The sequence below is a fragment of the Minwuia thermotolerans genome (assembly GCF_002924445.1).
GTDB lineage: Bacteria > Pseudomonadota > Alphaproteobacteria > Minwuiales > Minwuiaceae > Minwuia > Minwuia thermotolerans.
Genome location: NZ_PIGG01000039.1, coordinates 1 through 23,235, shown reverse-complemented (window position 1 = coordinate 23,235; position 23,235 = coordinate 1). Strand labels below are relative to the sequence as shown.

Here is a 23,235-nt window from a genome sequence, read left to right as displayed (position 1 = left end):
GTCGGCGGGGGTGTGACGCTCGATCAGGTTGAGGAAGCGGATGAACTCCTGGTGGCGGTGACGTTGCATGTTGCGCCCGATGACGGTGCCGTCGAGCACGTTCAGCGCCGCGAACAGCGTGGTCGTTCCGTGGCGCTTGTAGTCATGGGTCATCGTGCCGGCGCGGCCCTTCTTCATCGGCAGGCCGGGCTGGGTCCGGTCGAGCGCCTGGATCTGGCTCTTCTCGTCGACCGAGAAGACGAGCGCGTGCGCCGGCGGGTCCATGTAGAGGCTGGAGTGGGCCCCTCGGGCCGGACACGATCAGGCGACATCTTTGACCGGCGGCCGGGCGTGCTGTTTCTCGTACTGTTCAGGGCTGAGGTAGCCAAGCGATGAGTGGAGGCGCTTGGCGTTGTATTTCTCGATGAAGGCCGGGAGCTGCTCCGCGACGTCCTCTGCGGTCTCGAACTCGAGCGGGTAGACTCCTTCAACCTTCAGGGTCTTCATGAGGCTCTCCATCATTGCATTATCGTAGGGATTGCCGCGCCGTCCCATCGAGCCGACGAGCTTCGCCTGGTGAAGGCGGTTGCGGTACTTCTCGGCGGCGTACTGGGAACCGCGGTCCGTGTGGTGCACGCAACCGGGCGGGGGACTGCGCAGCGTGATGGCCACCTCGAGAGCCGCCAGTGTCAGCCGCGCATCAATCCGGCGGCTCATGGCGTAGCCGATGATCCGTCGGGACCAAGCATCCATGATGACGGCGGCGTAGACGAAGCCGACCCTCACGGCCACGTAGGTCAGGTCAGCGACCCAGAGCTGGTCCGGACCGTCGACAATCATGTCTCTCGTTCTGTTCGCGAAGATCGGCCGGTCGTGGTCACTGTCGGTGGTCGTGACGTAGCGGCGCCGACGTCGGGCGTTCAGTCCGTGCTCACGCATCAGCCGCTTTACCTTCTTGTGATTCACTACCCAGCCCTGCTGGCCGAGCGCCGCCTGCACCCGACGCCAGCCGTAGGCCTCGAACTCATCCTTGATGGCGTGCATCGCCTCGACCAGCGCAGTGTCATCGACTGCTCGCTTCGGCGCGTCGTAGTACAAGGAACGCGCGATCCTCATCAGACGGCATCCTTCCGCGACGGATAGGCCGCGGGGCCTGCTATCACGGACATGGGCTCGTTTGTCGGCCGGGGTCCGAGCCGCTGAGCCCCTTTTAAAAACTCCAGCTCGAGCGCCTGCTTGCCGACCAGGCGCTCGAGCGCGGCGATCCGCGCCTCATAGACCTGGATCAGGTCCGCCGCCTGCGCATCGTCATCGAACGTGCCGGCTTCGTACTTCTCGACCCAAACCCGGATCAGGTTACGGGAGATGTCGTGGCGCTTCGCCAAGCCGTGCAGGGTCTCGCCGGCCAGGAACTCCTGCGCGACCTGCCGCTTGAACTCGACGCTGTGGGATCGGTGTCTTGCCATGGCTTCCATCCTCCGAGAGCCCGGCTCACCAGGTCAATTCATTCGGCTCAAACCGTCCGGCCCGAGGGGCCCACTCCAGTTTTGCCGGGTCTGCGGCGCCGAGCCAGCTGGCAGCGCCGGCTCGGCTTCATCGCCTCGGCGCCGGAGCCGACATGGCGCGTCGATGGTCTGTGAGAGAACTACGGAATCGAGCTGATCTGAACTTGGCGGTGAAGAGCACGCTGGGTCGAATATTGTGAAGTCCGAGTCACTCGGCCTGCATCAAGCCCGGACTGCGGGGGCTGTTGGCTTTGTGTGGGCAGGGACAGTGTGGTGTCACCACCGGGTCGAAGCCCGACCTCTGGCTGCGCAATGGCACCATGCGAATTCCAATGGTCTTGCGGACGCCTCGTGCATGGCGATGTAAAGAAAAGCCTGCAAGATAGCCCGTTCAGGTTCCGTGGCATCAAGTTGACGGAGGGCGGGCGAGCTGCCGACATTGCCTAGAGAACGATGGCGGTTAGTATCTACCTTAGGAACGAGCAGCGACGCGGGGAGGAACCATGTTCGATCTTGTTATCCGCGATGGTCTTATCGTCGATGGGACGGGGAAGCCTGCTTATCGGGGCGATGTCGCAGTCAGCGACGGTCGGATAGCCGAAGTCGGTCGCCAGGCGGGCCCCAGCCGGCGCGAGATCCACGCCGGTGGCCAGTTGATCACGCCAGGCTTTGTCGATGTGCACACGCACTATGACGGACAGGCGACCTGGGATGCTCAACTCGCGCCGTCGTCCTGGCACGGCGTTACCACTATCGTCATGGGCAATTGCAGCGTCGGCTTTGCGCCAGTCCGTCCCGAACAGCATGACTTCCTGATCGAGATGATGGAGGGGGTCGAGGACATCCCCGGCATTGCTTTGCACGAAGGCATTTCGTGGGAGTGGGAGACCTTTCCCGACTATCTCGACTATCTGGATCGGGTGCCCCGGACGATCGACGTGGGCGCCCAGGCCACCCATGCGGCGATGCGTGCATATGTGATGGGCGACCGGGGGGCGGCCAACGAGCCAGCGACTGAGGAAGACCTTTCCTCGATGACGCGAATGGTCCGCGAGGCGATCCACGCCGGAGCGCTCGGGCTCACCAGTTCCCGCGCCGACGTCCACCGCACCTCGAGGGGCGCACACATCCCGGGCTACGGGGTCGGCGCTGACGAACTCGTGGCGTTGGCCCAGGCTGTTGGTGAGACCGGCAAGGGCGCGATCGGCGTTAATCTCGACTTCCTCGACGAGGACGACGATTTCGGCTTGCTCCGCCGACTGAAGCGTGTTTCGAGCCGGCCAGTCTGGTTCTTGCTCGCGCAGATGAACGACGATCCGCAGAAATATGCCCGGCTGCTCGACCGGATGGCCCAGTCGACGGCCGAGGGGGAGGAGGTCCTCTGCCAGGTTGCCGGCCGGCCGATTGGCTTTCTTCTCGGACTGGAAAGCAGTCTCAACCCCTTTATCAGCCGCCCGAGCTACAAGCGGATCGCCGGCCTGTCGCTCGCCGAACGGGTGGTAGCGCTGCGCGACCCAGAGTTCCGCGCGCAGCTGATGAGCGAACGGCGGAGCCACAAGAGCGATATCATGCGAACGGTCACCACGCGCTTCGATCGGATGTTCCGCCTTGGCGACCCGCCGGACTACGAGCCGCCGGCCGAGGCGAGCATCGCAGCGAAGGCCGAGCGCGAGGGCCTGGACCCACAGGAGGTCGCGCTCGACGTGTTGCTGGAGCGCGACGGTCACGAACTCCTGTTCATGCCTGCACTCAACTACGCGGAAGGTGATTTCGGGGCGATCGAGCGGATGATGGCGCATCCCAACGCCATCCTCGGTCTCTCCGACGGCGGGGCGCATTGCGGCCTGATCTGCGACGCCTCGACCCCGACCTACATGCTGAGCCACTGGGCGCGCGACCGGAGCCGCGGGCCGAAGATTTCCCTCGAGGCGGCGGTGCGGAAACAGACCTCAGAGACGGCTGCGCTCTACGGCCTGAATGACCGCGGCCGGGTTGCCGAAGGCTACAAGGCCGACCTCAATGTGATCGACTTCGAGCACCTGCGCCTGCGCGCGCCGGAAATGGTTTACGACTTGCCGGCTGGCGGCCGGCGGCTGGTGCAGCGCGCCGAAGGCTTCCGCGCCATCGTAAACTCGGGCGAAGTCACCTTCGAGAACGGCGAGGCGACGGGCGCCATGCCGGGCCGACTGGTGCGCGGGGCCCAGGCGGCGCCTGCCACGCGATGACGGCGACACGGGCGCAGGGTGTAGACAGCTTGGGCGGCCGACCGTTCGAAGGTCTTCTGGTCCTCGACTTCACTCAGTTTGTGGCGGGACCGGTTTGTACCCGCGCTTTGGCCGAGTTGGGCGCCGAGGTCATAAAGATCGAGCTTGCACCGACCGGCGACCCTTCGCGTGGGCTGCCAGTGCTGCGCAACGGCCGGAGCGCTTATTTCATCCAGCAGAATCTGGGCAAGAAGAGCCTCTGCGTGGACATTCGCCAGCAGCGCGGTCTCGATCTCGTGGAGCGGCTCGTCGTGAAAGCCGACGTCATGGTCGAGAATTTCTCGCCCGGCGTGATCGGGCGTCTTGGCATCGGCTGGGAGGTGGTCCACGCGCTTAACCCTGACCTGATCCTGTGTCAGATTTCGGCCTTCGGCCAGGAAGGTCCGCTCGCCAACCTTCCGGGCTTCGACCATATCGGCCAGGCGTATTCCGGCATCATGTCGTTGATCGGTGATGCGGACGCGTCCCCGCCTTTTGTCGGGGCGGCGATTGGCGATGTTGGCGCCGGTGTATCTGCGCTCGCCGCACTGAACGCTGCCCTTTACGGTCGGCTGAAGCGCGGCGGTGGGGGAGAGAGAATCGACGTTTCGTTGCTCGACTTCTACTTCCATGGCCATGCCGTTGCCCTCGAGGCGTATACGGCGTCCGGCGGCGAGATCGAACATCGCCGCTCTGGCCCCGACCATATGGTGATTGCGCCGGCGGGCATCTTTAAGTCGCGCGAGGGACATGTCGTTCTGCTGCCCGTCGGCGAGGACATGTGGCACCGGCTGTTGCGGGCGATGGGCCGACTTGACCTCGCTGAGGACGAACGATTCCACGATAGCCCGTCGCGCTATGCGCACCGCCACGAAATTCGCCGCATCTTGGAGGCTTGGCTCGCCGAGCAGTCGAGCGACGCGGCGGCCATCGAGCGGCTGCAGGCCGAGCGCGTGCCGTGCGCCCCGGTGCTGACCATCGCCGACGCGATCCGCCATCCGCAACTCCTCGAGCGCCAGACCGTCATCGACATCGACGATCCGGCGCTTGGACCCTTCAAGGTCCCGGGCTCACTGTTCCGCCTCCCGGATCGGGGCGATCTGACCTCCCGCAAGGCGCCGGATCTGGGCGAGCACAACGGCGAGATCCTCGCCGAGCATCTCGGGCTGTCGGCGGCGGACATCGGGCAACTCGAGGCCGGGGGTGTGCTGAGGTCGGCCCCGGTCATCTGATGGCCCTTCGCCCTGGCTCACACGTCGTGTCGGCGCCGTCTCGAAGACGGAGGAGGCGCTGTGGCGACCTATCGGAGCGTCGAACGCTCGGCAAAGGCACGAAAGAACTGGGCGCACTGACGCGGATGCGAGAGCGTCATGCTGTGGCAGGCGCCGGCGACCACCTGCAGTTCGGCATGGGGCAATGCTCGATGGCGTGCGTTGCTTGACCTGAAGGGCCTGCTATTGGCTGCCGAGACTGCGCAAACGTGGCAGAACCGTATCGGCGAAGGCGCGCATGTGGTCGATGCGCTCCTCATAGTCGCCGACCAGGTCGAGCACGATGTGGCGAACGCCGGCCTCATAGAATCCGTTGAGTTGGGCTGCAATGTCGTCGGCGGTGCCGAGTGCGCAATACCGCTTCGCCGCCGCACGGAAATCCATATCATAGCGGATCGACAGGGTCTCTGTCGCCTTGTTGAGCGCGGTCTCGTAGTCCTTGTCGAGCCGCGCGAAGACGAGATGAGCTGTGGTGAAGTGCGCCAGATGGCGCTCAGCTTCCTCGTAGGCGGTCTCGATCTTGCGCAGTCCGTCCCGGTACATCTCTGAGGTCACGACGTAGCTCATCCAGCCCTCCGCCATGCGACCCGCCCGGTGCAACGCCGCATCGGACCGGCCGCCACACCAGATGGGAGGGCCCCCAGACTGTAGCGGCGGTGGCTGCATCAAGATGTCGTCGAACTTGAAGTAGCGACCCTGGTGACTGACGCGTTCTCCGCGCCACAGTTTTCGCAGCACGTCGATCGACTCGGTCAGACGCGCGCCGCGTTCGCCTCTCGGCACTCCCGCGACGGCGTAGTCGGTTTCAAACTCGCCGCCGACGCCCACCCCGAAGACGAAACGGCCGCTGGACAGCAGATCCAGTGTCGCGACTTGCTTGGCCACCGGTCCCGGATGCCTGAGCGGCAGCAGGTAGACCGCCGTGCCGAGCGTGAGGCGATCACTGTATGTTGCTGCCTGCGCCAGTTGTATCAGCGGATCAAGCATGGGAAGTGCGAAGGCCAGATGGTCGCCCACCCAGAGCGAATCAAAACCAAGCGCGTCGACAAGCTCGACGAAAGTCCGGCCGTCTTCCACCGACGGCTGCCAGGCAGAAGTCGCCGGTTCGGTCCGACGGTACATCGACTGGATGCCGAACTTCAGACCCTTTTCGAGGGGTAGTGGCACCTCTTTTCTCCAGTCTCACCCTTCACTGCGCATTCCGTCCGGGCCGCACCGATCGCACAATCGTACGACCGCCAGATGATGCGTGAGTAGCGGCCAACCAGACTCAGCTGCGGCTGTTCTGGAACCGCCTTCATTCGGTCGGTCATAGAATCGCTACGGCGTTCGCCGGTGATCCGACGCCTCCCGGCAGGTTCAGTGGGACAGCCCCAAACATGAACGTCCATCGGCCTGCGGCACGCAGCTCGGTCGTGAGGAGCGAAAAGTCGAGCATCTCCCCCAGGCAGAAGCCAAGCAGCGGTAGAATCCGCCGATGCAAAGATCCGACCTGCGGATCGCCCGGCATCATCTCCACCGCCGGGTTGTCGCATGCGAGCGCAGCCACATGCCAATTCCACAGCAGCCGAGCCATCGCTTCGGAGCCCTCGAGACCGGGGAAGGACGGGGCGTGGGCGTAGCGCTCGCGCCCGGGATGATCCATTGCGCGATAGCCCTCGACCCAGCCGAAATGCAGGCACAGGATGTCCCCTGTTTCGATCCGGACGTTCTGGCCGGCGGCCGTGGCACGAAGATCGTCTGCGGTTATCGGGCGCGGCTCGAGCGGATCGAGCGGCTCCCCCAAGCCTTCGAAGTATCCCGCGATGTCCAGCAACACCCCGCGGCCAAACATGCCATGCTCGGCCCATCGTTCTATACCGAGGTGGCCGCCGCCGGCCTCCGGTGTCTCTGTCATGCCGCCGTAATATCCGAACTCCCGGGCCCGAACATGCCGCAGGCCGTCCCATTGACTCGAGGCCTGCGGATAGAACGAGTCCATGCGGTCGTCCAGGTTGTTGCGATCGATGGAAAAGACCTCGTGCTGCAGTCGCCTGCGGCCATAAAGGGGCGGGTCGGGCTCGGTCAGGGGCAGCGACAGATTGATTGTCTCACCGCGCTCGACAGTCTTGATTGCAGCAAGTACGCGATCAGGCGTGAGCAGATTGATCGTGCCAAGTTGATCGTCGCGACCGAACACGTCCCAAGCGTGACGCATGCCGATCCGCTCGATCAATGGCAGGGCATCGTAGTCGGGCAGATCATTTTCCATCGATGTACATCTCCCATCCGATCGTATCGACAGGTCATTCCAACGTTGATGGCAGATAAAGGGCAAGGTCGGGCCAAACGGTCAGCAATGCCAGCATGATCAGGACAATCACGCAAAACGGCGCCGTGCCCCAGATGACATCCGATAGCTTGCCCTTGGAGATGCTCTGAAGAACGAACAGGTTCAGTCCGAGCGGCGGCGTGATCAGCCCCAACTCGATGAGCAGCACCAGAGCGACGCCAAACCAAATGAGATCGATCCCGTACGCCATCAGCACCGGTTGCAAGAGTGGAATCGTAATTACGATCATTGCCAGGCTGTCCATGATGCAGCCCATGATGATGTAGAGGACGAACAGCGCGATCAGGAACTCCAGACGGCTGAGTTCCTGCCCGACCAACCAGGTTGCCGCCTCGCCGGGGAAACCTGACAGGTTGATGGCGTAGGAGAACAAGAACGCAGCGTAGACGATGAACAGGACCGCGCCGGTGATCTGGGCACTTGAGACCAACGCCGGCCACAGCGAGCGAAAGCCGTGCGGGGACCAGATATATGCGATCACGGTCGCGCCCACGGCGCCAATGGCGCCAGCCTCGGTCGGCGTCGCCCACCCGAAGTAGAGCGAGCCGACAACGAAAGCGATAAGAATGGCGAAGGGCAGAAGATCGTTCGCGGCGCCGAGCATGCTGCCACTGCCCATGTCGAGCTCCGCCGACTCTTCTTCAGGCTTGACGGTGGTTGTCTGCGCCGCAGCTGCCTCGCGCACCCACTGCGGACGGATCCATGCCAAAAGCGCCACATAGACCATGAACAGCAGCACCAGCACGATGCCGGGGATGACGCCGGCAATGAACAGCTTCGCAATCGAAGTCTGGGTGAAGGTGCCATAGATGATCATGGCGACACTTGGCGGAATCAGGATGCCGAGCGTGCCCCCGGCAGCCAGCGTGCCGAGTGCGAGCCGTTGATTGTAGCCACGCTCCTTCAGATGTGGCAGCGCCACCGCGCTTATCGCCGCAGCGGTCGCCACGCTGGAGCCGCTGATCGCCGCGAAGACGCCGCAGCCGGCGATGTTGGTCTGCAACAGGCCGCCCGGCAGATGACGCACGAGCGTGTACATCCCGCGATAGACTCGATGGCTGAGGCCGCTTTGCATGACGATCTCTGCCATGAGTACGAACAGCGGCACGGCCGTCAGCGAGAAATTGTCCATGCTGCCCCAGCTGATCAGGCCGAGGGCATTGAACGACATCAAGCCGCCCTGCATGTAGAGTGAGATCAGCGCGGCAATGCCGATGGCAAAAGGGATCGCGGTTCCGGCGATCAATAGCGCCAAGAATACACCAAAGAGGACGATCAGCGACATGTCGCTATCGCTCCCTGCGTGTCGCGTCGAGGGCTACAATGACCGTGTCGGCCAGGCGGGCAGCCAAAACGATCGCCAGCAGAGTTGCACCTACCGGCATCATGATCTGAGGAACGAACAACGGCGTCCCGAGGGCCGTCGCCTCGCGCACGTCCCTCTCGAACGAGCTGATCACGAACATGACGAGATGCCAGTCAATGATCAGCGTGAGCGTCAGGCTCAGCAGATCAAAGACAAACTGCATCGCCCGCCGTGCCGTATCGCTGACATTGCCGATCAGGAACTCGATGCGGAAGAGTCGTCCGTCGGCAGTGGCTACGGCGAAACCCAGGAAGGAGGCGCCGACGAAAAGATAACCCGAAACGTCGTGAGCGAATCCGAGCGAGTAAACGAAGGCCGAGCGCAGGAAGACTTCGATCGTTACGAGTATGACGATGGCGAGGATAAACGCTCCTGCTATCGCCCGTTGGGCTCTGAACAACGGCCGTAGTCGGCTTGTAAGCGGGCCGTGGACGGCGACATCGCCGTCCACGTCCGCTCCCGTGCCATGCACCGGCGAAGAGGCCATTGCTCCAAGCCCGCTATCAGAGGGTCAGCGTCCGATCGCTTCGCGTAGTTCAGAAAGCGCTTTCTGGGCCGTGGGGCCGGTAGCTTCGGCCCATTCTTCCCAGTAGGGCTTCATTGCCTCTGTCGCGCGCTGGAGTTCTTCGTCGGTGGGCACGGTGATGACCATGCCCTGTTTTTCGAGCTGCGCGGCGACCTTCTTCTCGTCGTCGACGAAGTCCTGAGTCACATCTGGTGCCGCGTCCTGCGTCGCGTTGAGCACGATCTCCTGATGCTCCTGCGACAGGGCCTTGAAGGCGTCCATGTTGACGATCAGCATCGCCGGGAACTCGGTGACGGGCATGCGGTAGTTGAAATCAAGCATGTCCGACCAGATCTTGCCGCCACCGGAGCTCGCGGTCAGCACCGTGTCTATCGTCCCTCGCTGCAGCGCCGAAGGCACATCAGCGGAGTTGACGGAGAAGCCGGCACCGCCGAACGCTTCGACGAAGGCCGACTGCTGGGGCGAGTCGGTTTCCACTTTCCGACCCTGGAAGTCGTCGAGGCTGTCAAACTCCTCGGTCGAAAATACCATCTGCGCCGGCCAGTAATAGGGTGCCAATAGCAGGATGCCCTGCTCCGCATAGGCTTCGCGAATGTAGGGGACAGCGATCTCGCGCGCCTTCTGGAAATCTTCCTCGCTCTGCAATAACAGCGGCAGCTTGAGCAGGCCGATGAGCGGAATATTGCCAGCGGCGAAACCGTCGTCGCCGAACTGGACGATGTTGTCGCCGACCGCCTGGGAGATGTTGGTGTGCTTGATGGGAAGTTGGCCGCCCAGCTTGAGGCTGATCTTCAGTTCGCCGCCAGTCTTCTTCTCGATCTCGGTGAAGAGCTCTCGCATCGCGGGGACGTTCACCAGCGTCTCGCTTGGCGAGAATGTGTAGGCAGTCCAGTTTGTCTCCGCCGAAGCGCTTGTTGCTGCGAACGCAAGGCCAAAGGCGGCCGCGGTGATGATCCGTCGCATCAAATTTCCTCCCACTGTTGACGTTATCTGCCTGCTCGTGGGCGTCAGTACGGTCGCTTCGCATCAATGCGACGCGTTTCCCCGAACAGTTCGATTCAATTGGCCGCTAAAGGAACCTCGGCCTGGAACCGGCGGCGCTTTTCAAAATTATCGATTATCGATAAATTGGTGTCAATGTGTTTGAGTCTGCGGGCGCAGCGAGCCCAGAAGGGGAGTGAGAACTGATGTTGGTGAAAGGGCGAGAGATCCCTTGGAATACGGTCCCGGAGCTGTTGCGCGACAAGGCCGAGCGCTTCGGAGACGCGTTTTTCTGCGAGATATATGGCCGCCGATTGAGCTACGCCGAACTCGACCGGCTTTCGCAGGCTGTCGCGTACGGCTTGGTCGCCCATGACATCAAGAAGGGCGGCTGTGTCGCCAGCTACATGTACAACTGCGCAGAGCAGCTGTTCGGCTGGTTCGCTGCGGGCCGGGTGGGTGCCATATGGGCGCCCCTAAATGCGGCGCTGAGCGGCGATGACCTTGCCTATGCGGTGCGTGATGCTGGCGCCACATTGCTTGTCGTCGAGGACGAGACCTGGGATCGTATTGCTGCCATCCGGGAGAAGCTGCCCGAAAACCTTGTTCTGGTTGGTGTCGGTGAATGCGGCAAGGTCAATGGCGTCGTGCCTTTCGAGGAATTGATCCTGGAGGGCGGCGCGTTGCCCGAAACCGACATAGGTCCCGGCGATCCGGCGATGATCATTTACACGGGCGGTACCACGGGGCTGCCCAAGGGCGTGGTGCTGCCACACTTCGCCCACGTCTGTGCTGGTCTGCGATATGGCGAGGTGCTCGAGGCCCGGGCGGGAGAACGTCACTATTCGACATTGCCGCTGTTCCATGCCGGCGGCGTCCAGCTCGGCATCGTTGGCCCGCTGTTCAATGACATGACCGTTGTCATGGATCGCCGCTTCAGCGGCTCGGGCTATTGGCAGCGCGTGATCGAGGTTGACGCCGACGTGATCGACCCGATCGGCACGATGATGACCGTGCTGGCGCAGCAGGAGGAGACGCCTGGCGAACGAGATCACCATGTTCGGATTACCACGGGCGTCAGCGGCCAACTTCCCGAATCGGTGCCGGCGCGCTTCGCCGAGCGCTTTGGCATCGACATCGTTGATATCTACGGATTGACCGAGGCTGGGGGTGGCATGCTGACGAGCAACCGGCTCGGATATCAGGTACCCGATTCCGTGGGGCGGCCGCATGGTTGGTGCGAAGTCGCAGTCGTCGACGCACTTGACCAGTCGCAGCCGGCAGACGTCTCGGGCGAAATCGTCATGCGGCCGACCGTGCCCTTCAGCTTCATGCTGGGCTACCACAACAACGCGATCCTGACGGTTGAGGTCATGCGGAACCAGTGGCTGCACACTGGTGACATCGGACGCCTCGACTCAGCGGGCAATTTGTTCTTCGAAGGCCGCCAGGTGCACTGGCTGCGTCGGCGCGGCGAGAACATCTCCGCCTACGAGGTCGAGAATATTCTGAGCCAGCATCCAGCAGTCGAGGAGGTCATCGTCGTTGGCGTCCCCTCTGAACTCGGGGAGGAGGAGGTCAAGGCCTATGTGATGGCCAGAGCCGAGGCACCTGATCCCGTCGATCTCGTAGAATGGTGCGGGACACGCATGGCCGCGTTCAAGATTCCGCGATTCATCGAGTTCGTCGACGATTTTCCGCGTTCGGCGACCAAGCGGGAAGTGGAGCGGGGAAAGGTAAAGGACTGGGGGAACGCGAACGCCTGGGATCGCGACCGTGTCATGGGCCGGCTTAGCTCACAGGCGCAGGCCAAGAGCGGCGCCTGACAGGCTTCGCCTTGGCGAAACAATCTGCTAATGACCGCGTTCATTTCGCTTCGGCAGAGAGAACGGCTACGGAGTCGCGTATGGCAGATACAAACAGGTCCAGTTTCAAATTGGAGCGGGCGGGACCACGAACGCTGGCGGAATCCATAGCGGCCACCCTGCGCGATCGTATCCTGGCGCGTGATGTCGCGCCGGGAGAGCCACTGCTGCAAGGCCGGTTGGCGACCGAGTTCAGCGTTAGTCAGGCGCCGGTCCGCGATGCGCTACGCGTCCTCGCCGCGGAAGGGCTGGTGACACTGGAGTCTCATCGTCGAGCCGTCGTTTCGCGTATGAGCCCCGACGAACTGGACGAGATGTACTGTATTGTCGCTTCCCTGGAACAGAGTGCAGCGCGTCGGGTGGTCCCGACCCTGGATGCCGGGACGCTCGCGGATATGCGTCGGAATTTTTCGGTGATGGCGGAGAACAAGCATGACCCGATCGTCTGGTACCGGGCCAACGAAGCGTTCCACCGCGCGCTGCTTGCCGCCTCGGGGTGGTCGCGAATGCTGGAAATCTGCGATCACTGTCGCGGCAATATCGGGCGCTACGTCACCAATCCCGCGATATTCTTCGATTATGTTGCACGCTGGACGCAGCGGAATGGCGCTCTGCTCGAAGCCTGTGAGCGCGGCGACGCCGATGCGGCCGTCGCCGCGCTCGCCACAATGCACACAATCTCGATCAGTGAGATCCGCGAGAACATGGTGACTCAGTCGATCCCGCGTCGTGAGGCTGTCTGAGGGAGCTGAGAGACCGCCTACATGTGCGAGTACATTGGCTTGCCGGGTACCGGCAGGTCGGCGACCAGTACGGTCCCAGTCTCCGATTCGGTGATGAAAAGCTGTTTGTTGTCAGGGCCGCCATAGGCGACGTTGGTCGGCAGTTTGCCTGCGCATGAAACCAGGCGTGCGATAGGTACGGCGTGAGGGTCGAACAGCCAGACCTGGCCGTTGCCCGGATGAGCAATGGCAAGGTTGTCCTCGGTGTCGAGCGCCAGCCCGTCCGGCCCGATACCAGCCATCAGATAGGTGAACACGCCGACCTTGACGGCCTTTTCGTCAAGGAAAGGCACCCGCCAGACGGCATTCATCTGCGTGACTGCGACATGCAGTGTTGTCTCGGCGAGATTCATCACCAGCCCATTAGGACTCGGCACTTTGTCCAGGACGACCTCGAGACGACCCGCAGGCGTATAGCGCATCACTCGTCCGGCCCAGTCCTGCAAGCCTGTCATCTGGCCCTGATCGGTGAAATAGCAGTCGCCATTTTCGGCGAAGAACAGATCATTGACGCCTTTGTAGCCGTGGATCAGATCGGCTGGCAGAAACGGTGTCACCTTGCCGTTGACGGGATCGATCTCGACCAGTCCGTTCTGCTGGTCTGTGACGATGATGCGGCCATCACGGTGGATCTTCAGGCCGTTGGGCTGGCCGTCATAATCGGCGACCACGCTCCACTCCGCGTCGGGTGAGACGCGGAAAATGCGCCCGTGGGCAAGATCGACGAGATAAAGATTGCCATCGCGGTCGAAGGAGGGGCCTTCAAGGAACGAACCCATGCGTGCGGTACGTCCCAACACCCGGCCCAACTGATCGAGCCAGCGAGACGGCCGCTCCTCGGCCTGCAACTCCTCGGGGACCCGGGCAAAGACTCTGGTCTCGATATCGGGTGGTGACGGTAGCATGGTCTGACCTCCTGTGGGTGGATGGCTGCCCTCAGCTGCCAGGGAAAAGGCGGCTGAACTCGTCCGCATACTCGCTCTGCAGTTGGCGCTTGAGCACCTTCTCCAGATGATTGCGCGGGAACGGAGTGCGCCGGACAACGACAGCGCCGAGCCTCTGGTACTTCCCGAGCTGGGCATTGGCCCAGGCACGCAGATCCTCCGCGTCCAGAACGATGCCGGGGGCCGGGATGACCAGGGCGACTGGTGTTTCGCCCCACTTCGCGTGCGGCGCTGCCACCACGGCCACGTCGTCGACCGACCTGTGCCCTCGCAGAACGTCCTCGAGATCTGAGGCGAAGACGTTGAAACCGCCGGTGACGATCATGTCCCGCTTGCGGTCGAGGACGTAGACGCAACCGTCGGCGTCGAGGCGGCCAACGTCGCCGGTGCGGATGAAGATCCGTCCACGATGGTCGCGCCAGATGATATCGGCGTTCGCTTCGGGACGGTTGAGGTAGCCCTTCATCATCGTCGTGCCCCGCACCACCAGCTCGCCGCGCTCACTCTGCGGCAGCTCGTGGCCGTCGTCATCAATGACACGGAACTCCGCGCCGAAAATCGGACGGCCGACTGATTCAATCTTCTCGGGCAGCTCGTTCGGGTACTGTACGGTGCTGCCGCATTCAGTGGTTCCGTACATCTCGTGCAGTCGGTCGGGCAGCCGTTGCGACGCCTGCTCTTTTAACGCGCGTGAGAACTTCGAGCCGCCGACGACAACGCAGCTGAGCTTGGAGAGATCGAAGCGCTCGAGATCCGGGACGTCCATCAGCGCCTTGACCTGCGTCGGAACAAGCAGCGTGTGGGTGACTCCCTCCGCCTCCATGGTTTCGAGGGTGTGGTTGGCGTCGAACTTGGGCAGCAGCACGAGACGCCCGCCGGCGAGCAGCGTCGGGATCAGGTTGACCCAGGTCGCGTTGGTAGCCGGCGGTGTTGTGAGGAGCATCGTTGAGCCGCGCGTGATCTGGTAGCGGTAGCCCCAGCCCAGCGCATTGAACAGCCGCGACTCGTGGGTATGCACGATGCCCTTGGGCAGCCCCGTGGTGCCCGACGAGTAGATGACGTTGAACTCGTCCTCCGGCGCCGGCCATGTCATCAGGTCGCTCGCGTCGCCGCAGCGGAGTATCGACTCCAGCGAATGAAAGCCCTCGGCCTCGCCACGATCAACCAGTGTCAGGGGCCTGCCGATGCCGCGGGACGCAGCGAGTTCCCGGGCGGTCTCGAGGTGCGTCGGGCTGGCGGCGATGGCGCGTACCTCGGCGTCGTTGATCAGGCGCGCCAGCACGTCGCGTGTCTGCATCGGCGACAACGGGACAACGCTGATCGCGGCCTTGAGGGCCGCGAGTACAAGCTCGACGAATGGAACGCCGCTGTCGACCAGCAGCGCCAGCCGGTCGCCGCGCCGCATGCCGGCTTCCTGCAGATGTCGTGCGAGCGCGTTCGTGCGCGTGTGCAGTTCGTTCCACGTGACACGCTCGTCGAGCGACTGCACCGCCGTTGCATTGTGCATCGCCAGCGCATTGGCGTCCGTATAGGTGCAGACCGTGACCGGCTCGCGCTCGATCCACATTTCGAAGTCCTCCCCGATCGCCCGTTCCCGCATCCGGTACTCCAGCCCACGCGGGATTGGGCCCGTCCTTGACCCGTGCTACCGTACGCCGCATTCTATCGATTATCGATAATGCAACAAAGCCTTGTGCACGAATGGCGGCCCGTTGGCCGCCCGAACGCAGGCGGAGGAGGCGGCCCCATGAATATGCAGAGCGGCAAGGTAGCGATCGTCGGGGTCGGTGAGACACCCTTCATGCGGGCCAGCCCGAAGTCGCCGCTGGAGATGGTCGTCGAGGCCGCGCACAACGCGCTCGCCGACGCTGGACTGACGCCGCGCGACATCGACGGGCTGGTCGGCGTCTACAATCTGACTATCGACGAGGTTGCCGAGGCGCTCGGCGTCGAAAATATTGGCTTCATGTCGCGCAATGAGGCCGCCGCTGGCGCGTCGGCCGTGGGCGGACTCCTGCTGGCCCAGCTCGCTATCGAGGCGGGGCTGGCGACAACCGTCCTTGTGCCGTCTTCGATGAAGTCGTCGCGGCCGGGTGGCCCCTACGAATTCCACAAGCATGACCCCGACAAGGCCGACTACGAGATGCCGGTCGGCTACTACGGTCAGGCCGTGTACTTCGCTGCCATGGCGCAGCGCTACGTCCACGAACATGGAATGACCGAGCGTGAGCTGAGCGCTGTCGCGCGCTCCAGCCGCCAATGGGCATTGCTTAACGATAAGGCACAGAAGAAAAAGCCCCTCGACTTCGAGGGCTATCTCCAGAGCCAGATGATTGCAACGCCGCTGCGCGCCGCGGATTGTTGCCTGATTACGGATGGCGCCTGCGCGTACATCGTCACGAGTGTCGAACGTGCCCGCGACCTGCCGCAGCCGCCGGTGGTCGCCGCCGGGATTGGCATGGGCTTCCACAGAAAGCCGATGTCGGCCGTGCTGAGTCAGTCCGAGGACCTGCTCGACTTCCCGACCAAGCAGGCGGTGGAGCGTGCTTATGGCATGGCTGACGCGGCACCGAAGGACATGAAGTTTGCCCAGATATACGACTGCTTCTCGATTGCCTGCATCAACCAGGCTGAGCGCATCGGCCTGACCGAGCGCGGAGAGGGGGCCCGGCTCTTCGATTCCGGGGCCACCGCGCCCGGCGGCCGCATCCCGATCAACACCAGTGGCGGTCACATGGCGCACGCCTACGTCCCCGGTGGTGTGTTGATGGTCGAGGCGGTACGTCAGCTTCGCGGCGTTCGTGGTGAGGGCCAGGTGCCGGGCGCTGACATGGGCATCGTCTCGGGCTACGGCGCCGGCGCACATGCCGTCGCAATCCTGCGGAAGGACCATTGAGATGGGCGTTCCCCACCAGGCGCCCCGCTATATCAGTGAGGGCGGTGAGTATTTTTACGAATGCCTTTCGCGCGGTGAACTGCACTTGCCGACCTGCGGTGCCTGTGGCGCCCGTATCTGGTATCCGAAGCCGGTGGCGCCATGCCATCCGGGTGCGGAGGTGGAGTGGCGGCGCGCCTCCGATTTCGGGCGCGTTTACAGCTTCACTACCGTCTACCACAGCTTTCTGCCCGACGGCGACCCGTCAGATCTGCCCTACACAGTGATGCTGGTCGAGCCAGAAGATGCGCCGGGCGTGCGCATTCCAAGCCTGTTCGTCGACGCGGACGGGGGCGAGCCACAGATCGGAATTCGCGTCCGACTCCAGCCGGTGCCAGCGGACGGCTACTACGTGGCCGCCTACGCCCCGGCGGTCTAGGCGTTTCGGGAGGTCAGCCGCCCGGCGGCGGCAAGAGGCCATGCATCTGGAAGGTCCGGAACCAGCCACACATCATCGCCTCGGTGTCCATCGCCTCGTGGAATCCGGCCTGGCGGATCTTCACCGTGGAGACGAGCGGTGTAAAACCATCTTCGTCGCGATCGTAGCCCAGGATGTAGTCGGCGAAATGGAGCGACTGACCGACGAAGTCCGCCAGGGCTGGCGCTTTCAGGTCGTGGCGCGCCCGGATCCGGTCCCAAGCCGCAGCCTGCGGCGGTATTGTCTTCGCAAGCGACGTGCGCCGCGGCTCGCCTATCCCCGTGCCGAGGCTCTCGGCGATCGCCGGCCAGAGGTTCTCCCAGACGAAGACGTCGCCGTTGGTGATGTTGAAGACCTCGTTCGCCGCCGCGTCACTCTCGCCGGCCCAGTCGATGGCTCGCGCCAGCAAGCCGGAATCCGTCGCCTCCCATACGGCGGTCGCACCGCCCGGGTAACTGAACAGCTGGCCGGATTCGCGCGCCAGCGCGGCATATACACCGAGGGCGGCAATCAGGTTCATGGCGCTGCCAACAGACTCGCCGAAGATGAGCTGCGGGCGAAAGATCGTCCACGACCAGGGCTGACCCTGCTGGCGCTCGCGCAGGTAGTCCTCCTGCACCCAGTAGAAGCTGTGCTGGTCGTGCGCTTCCGAACGTCCCTCCCGCGCTGGCACGGGGAAGCGCCGCACGTGGATGCCGTAGGCCTTTGTGCCCTGCAGCAGGGTCACGTGCCGAAGGTGCCGAGCGGCGCGGAGCAGCGGCTCCATCAGGTTGACGAGCATCTGCCCGTTGGTCTCGGTGTGGTCGCGCTCGAGGCGACCGGCGACGAGGCCCGGCTTTTCGTACACGGCGGCGTAGACGACGTGGGTGACATCAGCCAGCGCGGCAGCGGCCTCGGCGCATCGCGCGGGGTCGGACAAGTCAATCGACACGAAGCGAGCCCCGTTGATGGCCGGCGGCGACCGACGCGAAATGACAGTGACGTCCGTTTCCGGCTGGGCGGTGAAATGCTTGAGTGCCGCGTAGCCGACCAGCCCGGAGGCGCCCGCGATCAGAACATGTCGGCGTGCCATGGCGGAGTCCTCGTCGGAGCTCTAGTTGTCTGTGGCTGGCGGCAGCAGCCGGTGTTTCTGGAAGGTGCGGAACCAGCCACACATCATCTCCTCGGTGTGCATGGCCTCATGGAAGCCGGCTTGGCGAAGTTTGACTGTCGACACCAGCGGTGCGTGGCCGCCTCGCTTGAGGTAGTAACCCAGATTGCTGTCCGCGAAATACAGCGACTCACCGATGAATTCGTTGAGCGGAGGCGCTTGCAGATCGTATTTCCGTCGAATCCGATCCCATGTTCCGGCTTGAGGCGGCACCGTCTCTGCCAGCGAGGTTCGCCGCGGTTCGCCCACCTCCATGCCGAGGGTCTCGGCGATTGCCGGCCACAAATTCTCCCAGACGAAGACGTCGCCATTGGTGATGTTGAAGACCTCGTTTGCCGCCTCCGCGTTCTCGCCCGCCCAGTCGATCGCCCGTGCCAGCAGGCCGGAGTCGGTGGCCTCAAGCACTATCGGCGGGCCGCCCGGAAAGCGGAGCGGTTGGTCGGCCTCGCGGAGCAGTGCCGCGTAGACACCGATGGCCGCGATTCCGTTCATGGCGCTGCCGATCGACTCGCCGAAGATCACCTGCGGCCGGAAAATTGTCCAAGACCAGGGCTGCCCCTCCTGGCGCTCGCGGATGTAGTCCTCCTGGAGCCAGTAGAAGTTGTCGATGTCGCGCGCCTCCGTGCGTCCCTCTCGGGCTGGGATCGGGAAGCGTCGGACATGTGCCCCGTAGGCTTTCGTTCCCTGCAGCAGCACGACGTGACGCAGTGCATTGTTACGCGCCAACAGCGGTTCCATCAGATTGCGCAGCATGCGCGCGTTGGTCTCGATGTGGTCCCGCTCCCGCCAGCCGTCGAGCAGCCCTGGCTTCTCGTAGACGGCGGCATAGACAACGTGGGTGACGTCGGCCAAATCGGCCGCGGTGGTGGCGCAACTCCCGGCGTCGAACAGGTCAAGGGCGATGAAGCGTGCGCCGTGCAGTTCGGGCGGTTGTCGCCGCGAGACAACGATCACCTCCGCGTCGGGCCGGGCCGTGAAATGCTTGATGGCCGCATAGCCCACCAGCCCGGATGCTCCTGCTATCAGAATCTTGCGCCGCGCCATGTCGCCCTCGCCGTAGGCGCCGGCCCTTCCTGGCCGGCCATCGCAACCTCGCATCGGCGGGCGGGGCGTGTCTAGCATGCCCCCCGCGGCCCGAGCCCGATTTCACCAGCCTGACGGAGTCGTGAGCCCATGACTGAAACGCAATCCCTTGATCCCGCCACCCCGGTCCTAGCGGGCTGGGCTGCCGTCAGCCAGCGTGAGGACGACGCAACGACTGCGCGCGAGCCGATCGACCTCATGATTGACGCGACACGCGCCGCCGCGCGCCGCGCCGCCAGCGAACGGGTGCTGGCGACGATTGAGTGCATCTACACGCCTAGGGGCCGCTGGTCGTATGCGAACCCCGGCGGCGAGATCGGACGCGCGGTTGGCGCACCGCATGCACGCACCGTGCTGTCGACGGTCGGTGTCCTGCAGCAGACTCTGATCGGTGATGCCTGCCGCAGAATCCGCGACGGCGAACTGGGGACAGCGCTTGTCGTCGGCGGCGAGGCCGGCTATCGGCTGCTGCGCGCGCGCATCGCCGACGTCGAGATTGAAGACCGCCAGCAGCGCGATGAGCCGGGCGCCGTCTGGTCGCCAGAACAGGAACTGCGCCATCCGGCGGAACTCCGCGTGGGCCTGCAGATGCCGATTGGCATCTACTGTATGGCGCACAGCGCCTTTCGGGCTCAACTTGGCCGCTCGGTCGCCGAGCATCGGCACGCTATAGCCGAGCTGTGGAGCGGCTTCAGCGAGGTCGCCGCCGCGAATCCTGACGCCTGGAACCGGCAGACCTACATGCCTGAGGAGGTAGAGATTCCCTCTGAACGGAATCCGATGCAGGCGTTTCCATATACGCGGCGCATGTGCTCGAGCTGGAGCGTCGATCAGGCTGGTGCGCTGATTTTCTGTTCCATCGCCAGGGCGCGCGAGCTCGGCATTCCCGAAAGCAGTTGGATCTATCCAATCTCCAGTACGGAATCCAACTACATGGCTCAGGCGTCGACGCGCACTGAGCTGTGGCGAGTCCCGGGCGCAGCCATCGCGGGAAGAGAGGCGGTGTCTGGTGCGGGCCTCAATATCGAGGACATTGACCTGTTTGATCTCTACAGCGCATTTCCCGCCGCCGTCGAACTCTATGGGTCGGAACTAGGCGTTCCCGTGGGAAGACCGCTTACCGTTACGGGTGGAATGAGCTTCGCCGGCGGACCCTACAATAATTACACACTGCAGGCGGTGTGCCGCATGGCCGATCTTCTTCAAGCCTCGCAGCGCGTCCCCTCTGGCGGTGGAGCAGGTCGGCAAGCGCCCCGTCTCGGGCTCATCTCCAACGCCTCGGGCGTCCTTACGAAGCAGGCATTCGGAATTTGGAGCGATCGCCCGGCTGAAGGTTTCTATTGGGCAGATGTGACTGAGGCCGTGAAGCGGGAGTCTCGCACGCGTGCGGTCACCATGGAGTACGAAGGCGAGGCGCGCGTAGACGGCGAGACGGTTCTTTATACCAAGGGCAAGCCGGACAAGGCAGTAGTTATCGCTACAGCGCCGGACGGCAAAGGTGTGGTCGCGGAGAGCGCCGACCCTCTTGCGATTGAGCGTATAGAGGCCTCTGGTGTGTGCGGAAATCGCGTGCGTGTCAGCGCAGGCCAGTTCTTCGACTTCGAGACTTGACCCGTATGAGATAGGCGCGGCGTTGGTCAGATTTGTTCGGTTCGGACGGAATGTGGTTCATTCGTGCCACCTCAGGGCGCTAGCCGCCGCCATTCCGCTCCCGGTCGGTGATCACCGCGATGGCGCGCGCCAGATCACCCAGGTTGCCGGCCTCGGCCTGCAGCCGCTCGGCGGCGCGGCGTAACTCGGCCGCCCCGGCTGCCGACCCGTTCTGGCCGTCCACGGCGACGTCATGGGCATCCTCGGCGATCTCCGTCGCCAGGGCGAAAAGGTGGCGGACAAGGTCGAGGCGGTCGGCGTCCATGGCGCAGCTCCCGGGCCGGTGATCCCGGCGCCCATGGACGCTTGCCGTGGGGGTGAAGTCCAGTCCCCCTCGCGGGCAGACGATCGCTGCACGGCGCCGCGGTGGGGCACGGCCGGCCCGGGCCGCGGCAGCCCCGCCTTCGGCCCATTGAGCTGTTCAGTCCAGCAGTTCCCCGGCCCTGGCGCCCAGGGCCGCCGCCAGCTTCTCGACGACCGTGATCGTGGGGTTGCGGGTGCCGCGCTCGAGGTCGCTGATGTAGGTGCGGTGGATACCGGCCTCGAAGGCAAACTGCTCCTGCGACCAGCCCTGGGACTGTCGAAGGCGCCTGATGTTCTGACCGAGACGTAAGCGAATATCCACGCACAGGATGTCAGGCGGATGCAGATTATCGGTCTACAGACGATCAGTGACATTCGACTTGACTTGGCCGCCGCGCCTGGGCGGAAGTCGGTGAGACTTATCGTCGACAGGAGGCGGCAGCTTGACCCCGGAGACGTTCGAACCGACGGCAGTGCGCTACATCAAGCTCGGCAGCGGGGGCGCGTGGGCCGAAGCGGCGGTCCGGGATGGTGTGATCCCCTTCGGGTTTCCGGAGGCGGGCCACGAGGCCTGCGCCCGGGGCGAGTGGGATGCTGTCGAGCAACAGCTGGCCGCGGCCGGACGGGCCCCACAGGCGATCGCCGAGGACCTCCGTGAGCTCCGCGCCTTCTATGAGACGCACCCGGATACCCTCTGGGTCACCTTCGCCGAGGGCCACCTGTGGTGGACCTTCGCCGACGGCCCGGTCCGGCCGGCCGATGACCCGTCGCCGGGGACGCCAACGCGCTACCGGACGACGCGCGGCGGCTGGCGCCGCGACAGCCTGACCGGCGAGCCCCTCTCCGTGCGGACGCTGAGCTCGGTCCTGACGAAGACGGCGAACTACCGGCGGACGATCTGCGATGTCCCGGCGGCCGCCTATCTTCTGCGCCGCATCCGCGGCGAGCCCAACCCGGTTCACGAGGAGGCCGTGGCGGTCAAGGCGCGGATGCAGGATATTGCCCGCCGCATGATCGCGGAGCTGCACTGGGCCGAGTTCGAGACCCTGGTCGACCTGATGTTCGCCCGCGGCGGCTGGCGGCGGACGAGCACCCTCGGCGGGACCATGCCCGACGCCGACCTCATCCTCGATCAGCCCGTGACCGGCGAGCGCGCCTGGGTGCAGGTCAAGTCCAGGGCGACGCAGTGCGAGGTGGACGACTACCTCGGCCGCTTCGAGCGCGACGGCAGCTGCGAGCGGTTCTTCTTCGTCTGCCACAGCCCCGTACGCGCCCTCGTGCTGGATGCCGGGCCCGGTCGGCACCTGTGGACCGCCGCCGAGGTGGCGGCGCGGGCGATCGACGTCGGCCTCTTCGACTGGCTGGTGGAACAGACCCGGTAGCCGAGAGGCCCCCTGGAGGGGCATCCGGGCCGCCTGGACGGCCTTCGGCACAGGGCGGCGGTCCAGCGGCCGCGGCGATCCACCTGGCGCCCCTGTGTGCCCATGAGGGTGGACGACATGGCCCCGAGCCCCCCTTGCATGCCGGTGAGCCGCCGGCGCCGGGCCCCGGCGGTGGCGCCGGCACGGGTGCGGATGCGGATGCGGCTCGCGTCAGTCATCGTATTCGAACGGCGGCAGGATATTCTCAATTCGATCGCCGCCGGGGCTGCCGATGTCGATCGGGGGCTCCCAGTACCGCTGCCATTTGAGGAACTGGGACAGGCTGTCGACCTGGTCGTCATGGCGGCCCTTCGGAAAGGCCAGGACCTCCTGAAGGAAGTCCGCCAGCCATGGCGCCTCCTCGGGCAGGAACACTTCGCCGGCCTCGATGCGGGCAGATGTGGCTTCCATGCGGACGATCTTGTCGCCCTCGGGGGCAATGCCGATCAGGCTGGGGAAGTTGGCGGGCGCGCCATGCTGC

The 23,235-nt window shown here is 64.3% G+C and carries 21 protein-coding genes and 2 pseudogenes; 8 read left to right on the top strand and 15 right to left on the bottom strand.

Annotated elements, in window-relative coordinates; all coding sequences use genetic code 11:
* The 3 genes and pseudogenes from CWC60_RS12780 to CWC60_RS12770 form a co-directional block, all read right to left on the bottom strand.
* Positions 1-270, bottom strand: a pseudogene (locus CWC60_RS12780) (IS630 family transposase); the annotation flags it as partial.
* 30 nt (positions 271-300) lie between these two features.
* Positions 301-1,134: pseudogene (locus CWC60_RS12775) on the bottom strand (IS3 family transposase); the annotation flags it as partial.
* The gene (locus CWC60_RS12770) at positions 1,095-1,445 is read right to left on the bottom strand and encodes a transposase (protein ID WP_109794333.1); all 351 of its coding nucleotides are present in this window, start codon (positions 1,443-1,445) and stop codon (positions 1,095-1,097) included. The gene CWC60_RS12770 and the pseudogene CWC60_RS12775, both read right to left, overlap by 40 nt.
* Before the next feature lie 542 nt (positions 1,446-1,987).
* On the opposite strand from CWC60_RS12770, the gene CWC60_RS12765 reads away from it, so the two are divergent.
* Positions 1,988-3,709, top strand: a complete 1,722-nt coding sequence (locus CWC60_RS12765) for an N-acyl-D-amino-acid deacylase family protein (protein ID WP_109794328.1) — start codon at positions 1,988-1,990, stop codon at positions 3,707-3,709.
* Positions 3,706-4,959 (top strand): CaiB/BaiF CoA transferase family protein, encoded by a 1,254-nt coding sequence (locus CWC60_RS12760; RefSeq protein WP_109794327.1) that lies wholly within the window; start codon positions 3,706-3,708, stop codon positions 4,957-4,959. The genes CWC60_RS12765 and CWC60_RS12760 overlap by 4 nt, the downstream gene beginning before the upstream one ends.
* Positions 4,960-5,181: 222 nt before the next feature.
* Here CWC60_RS12760 and CWC60_RS12755 read toward each other — a convergent pair whose 3' ends face one another.
* The 5 genes from CWC60_RS12755 to dctP all read right to left on the bottom strand — a co-directional run bounded on the left by CWC60_RS12755 (position 5,182) and on the right by dctP (position 10,185).
* Positions 5,182-6,165 (bottom strand): LLM class flavin-dependent oxidoreductase, encoded by a 984-nt coding sequence (locus CWC60_RS12755; protein WP_125182780.1) that lies wholly within the window; start codon positions 6,163-6,165, stop codon positions 5,182-5,184.
* 142 nt (positions 6,166-6,307) lie between these two features.
* Entirely contained in the window at positions 6,308-7,249 is a 942-nt protein-coding gene (locus tag CWC60_RS12750) for a cyclase family protein (RefSeq protein ID WP_109794325.1), read from the bottom strand.
* Positions 7,250-7,283: 34 nt separating this feature from the next.
* Positions 7,284-8,615 (bottom strand): TRAP transporter large permease, encoded by a 1,332-nt coding sequence (locus tag CWC60_RS12745; RefSeq protein WP_109794324.1) that lies wholly within the window; start codon positions 8,613-8,615, stop codon positions 7,284-7,286.
* 4 nt (positions 8,616-8,619) lie between these two features.
* A complete protein-coding gene (locus CWC60_RS12740) occupies positions 8,620-9,147 on the bottom strand; it encodes a TRAP transporter small permease (RefSeq protein ID WP_164516525.1) in 528 nt (175 codons plus the stop codon).
* Between the two features lie 60 nt (positions 9,148-9,207).
* On the bottom strand, positions 9,208-10,185 hold the full coding sequence (dctP, locus tag CWC60_RS12735) for a TRAP transporter substrate-binding protein DctP (RefSeq protein ID WP_109794322.1): 978 nt from the start codon (positions 10,183-10,185) through the stop codon (positions 9,208-9,210).
* 224 nt (positions 10,186-10,409) lie between these two features.
* On the opposite strand from dctP, the gene CWC60_RS12730 reads away from it, so the two are divergent.
* A complete protein-coding gene (locus CWC60_RS12730) occupies positions 10,410-12,029 on the top strand; it encodes an AMP-binding protein (protein WP_109794321.1) in 1,620 nt (539 codons plus the stop codon).
* 80 nt (positions 12,030-12,109) lie between these two features.
* Positions 12,110-12,811, top strand: a complete 702-nt coding sequence (locus CWC60_RS12725) for a GntR family transcriptional regulator (protein WP_109794320.1) — start codon at positions 12,110-12,112, stop codon at positions 12,809-12,811.
* Positions 12,812-12,828: 17 nt separating this feature from the next.
* On the opposite strand, the gene CWC60_RS12720 is transcribed toward CWC60_RS12725, so the two are convergent.
* Positions 12,829-13,755, bottom strand: a complete 927-nt coding sequence (locus CWC60_RS12720) for an SMP-30/gluconolactonase/LRE family protein (RefSeq protein ID WP_109794319.1) — start codon at positions 13,753-13,755, stop codon at positions 12,829-12,831.
* A 31-nt stretch (positions 13,756-13,786) separates the two neighbouring features.
* Positions 13,787-15,361: a class I adenylate-forming enzyme family protein gene (locus tag CWC60_RS12715; protein WP_164516524.1), complete on the bottom strand. Its 1,575-nt coding sequence runs from the start codon at positions 15,359-15,361 to the stop codon at positions 13,787-13,789.
* 180 nt (positions 15,362-15,541) lie between these two features.
* On the opposite strand from CWC60_RS12715, the gene CWC60_RS12710 reads away from it, so the two are divergent.
* On the top strand, positions 15,542-16,690 hold the full coding sequence (locus tag CWC60_RS12710) for a thiolase family protein (protein WP_206419914.1): 1,149 nt from the start codon (positions 15,542-15,544) through the stop codon (positions 16,688-16,690).
* Between the two features lies 1 nt (position 16,691).
* Entirely contained in the window at positions 16,692-17,108 is a 417-nt protein-coding gene (locus CWC60_RS12705) for a Zn-ribbon domain-containing OB-fold protein (protein ID WP_164516523.1), read from the top strand.
* 13 nt (positions 17,109-17,121) lie between these two features.
* On the opposite strand, the gene CWC60_RS12700 is transcribed toward CWC60_RS12705, so the two are convergent.
* Entirely contained in the window at positions 17,122-18,219 is a 1,098-nt protein-coding gene (locus CWC60_RS12700; protein WP_109794316.1) for an SDR family oxidoreductase, read from the bottom strand.
* A gap of 21 nt (positions 18,220-18,240) precedes the next feature.
* A complete protein-coding gene (locus CWC60_RS12695; protein ID WP_109794331.1) occupies positions 18,241-19,341 on the bottom strand; it encodes an SDR family oxidoreductase in 1,101 nt (366 codons plus the stop codon).
* Positions 19,342-19,470: 129 nt separating this feature from the next.
* On the opposite strand from CWC60_RS12695, the gene CWC60_RS12690 reads away from it, so the two are divergent.
* Complete coding sequence (locus tag CWC60_RS12690; protein WP_109794315.1) at positions 19,471-20,991, top strand: hypothetical protein; 1,521 nt, start codon at positions 19,471-19,473, stop codon at positions 20,989-20,991.
* 79 nt (positions 20,992-21,070) lie between these two features.
* Here the strand turns inward: CWC60_RS12690 and CWC60_RS12685 are convergent, their stop codons facing one another.
* Complete coding sequence (locus CWC60_RS12685; RefSeq protein ID WP_109794314.1) at positions 21,071-21,295, bottom strand: hypothetical protein; 225 nt, start codon at positions 21,293-21,295, stop codon at positions 21,071-21,073.
* 156 nt (positions 21,296-21,451) lie between these two features.
* A complete protein-coding gene (locus tag CWC60_RS12680) occupies positions 21,452-21,655 on the bottom strand; it encodes a helix-turn-helix domain-containing protein (protein WP_109794313.1) in 204 nt (67 codons plus the stop codon).
* Positions 21,656-21,776: 121 nt separating this feature from the next.
* Here CWC60_RS12680 and CWC60_RS12675 point away from each other — a divergent pair, with 121 nt between their 5' ends.
* Positions 21,777-22,715, top strand: coding sequence for a restriction endonuclease (locus CWC60_RS12675; RefSeq protein WP_206419913.1), 939 nt, complete (start codon positions 21,777-21,779; stop codon positions 22,713-22,715).
* A gap of 210 nt (positions 22,716-22,925) precedes the next feature.
* On the opposite strand, the gene terL is transcribed toward CWC60_RS12675, so the two are convergent.
* Positions 22,926-23,235, bottom strand: a 310-nt coding sequence (gene terL, locus CWC60_RS12670; protein ID WP_164516522.1) for a phage terminase large subunit, incomplete at its 5' end; no start/stop codon positions are given.

What these genes read in the sequence shown, in the direction of transcription:
- CWC60_RS12700 (WP_109794316.1), bottom strand. Translation starts at nt 18,219, where the DNA reads ATGGCACGCCGACATGTTCTGATCGCGGGCGCCTCCGGGCTGGTCGGC.
- CWC60_RS12690 (WP_109794315.1), top strand. Translation starts at nt 19,471, where the DNA reads ATGACTGAAACGCAATCCCTTGATCCCGCCACCCCGGTCCTAGCGGGC.
- CWC60_RS12710 (WP_206419914.1), top strand. Translation starts at nt 15,542, where the DNA reads ATGAATATGCAGAGCGGCAAGGTAGCGATCGTCGGGGTCGGTGAGACA.
- CWC60_RS12730 (WP_109794321.1), top strand. Translation starts at nt 10,410, where the DNA reads ATGTTGGTGAAAGGGCGAGAGATCCCTTGGAATACGGTCCCGGAGCTG.
- CWC60_RS12725 (WP_109794320.1), top strand. Translation starts at nt 12,110, where the DNA reads ATGGCAGATACAAACAGGTCCAGTTTCAAATTGGAGCGGGCGGGACCA.
- CWC60_RS12715 (WP_164516524.1), bottom strand. Translation starts at nt 15,361, where the DNA reads ATGTGGATCGAGCGCGAGCCGGTCACGGTCTGCACCTATACGGACGCC.
- CWC60_RS12760 (WP_109794327.1), top strand. Translation starts at nt 3,706, where the DNA reads ATGACGGCGACACGGGCGCAGGGTGTAGACAGCTTGGGCGGCCGACCG.
- CWC60_RS12750 (WP_109794325.1), bottom strand. Translation starts at nt 7,249, where the DNA reads ATGGAAAATGATCTGCCCGACTACGATGCCCTGCCATTGATCGAGCGG.
- CWC60_RS12765 (WP_109794328.1), top strand. Translation starts at nt 1,988, where the DNA reads ATGTTCGATCTTGTTATCCGCGATGGTCTTATCGTCGATGGGACGGGG.
- dctP (WP_109794322.1), bottom strand. Translation starts at nt 10,185, where the DNA reads ATGCGACGGATCATCACCGCGGCCGCCTTTGGCCTTGCGTTCGCAGCA.
- CWC60_RS12705 (WP_164516523.1), top strand. Translation starts at nt 16,692, where the DNA reads ATGGGCGTTCCCCACCAGGCGCCCCGCTATATCAGTGAGGGCGGTGAG.
- CWC60_RS12720 (WP_109794319.1), bottom strand. Translation starts at nt 13,755, where the DNA reads ATGCTACCGTCACCACCCGATATCGAGACCAGAGTCTTTGCCCGGGTC.
- CWC60_RS12695 (WP_109794331.1), bottom strand. Translation starts at nt 19,341, where the DNA reads ATGGCGCGGCGCAAGATTCTGATAGCAGGAGCATCCGGGCTGGTGGGC.
- CWC60_RS12685 (WP_109794314.1), bottom strand. Translation starts at nt 21,295, where the DNA reads ATGGACGCCGACCGCCTCGACCTTGTCCGCCACCTTTTCGCCCTGGCG.
- CWC60_RS12745 (WP_109794324.1), bottom strand. Translation starts at nt 8,615, where the DNA reads ATGTCGCTGATCGTCCTCTTTGGTGTATTCTTGGCGCTATTGATCGCC.
- CWC60_RS12770 (WP_109794333.1), bottom strand. Translation starts at nt 1,445, where the DNA reads ATGGCAAGACACCGATCCCACAGCGTCGAGTTCAAGCGGCAGGTCGCG.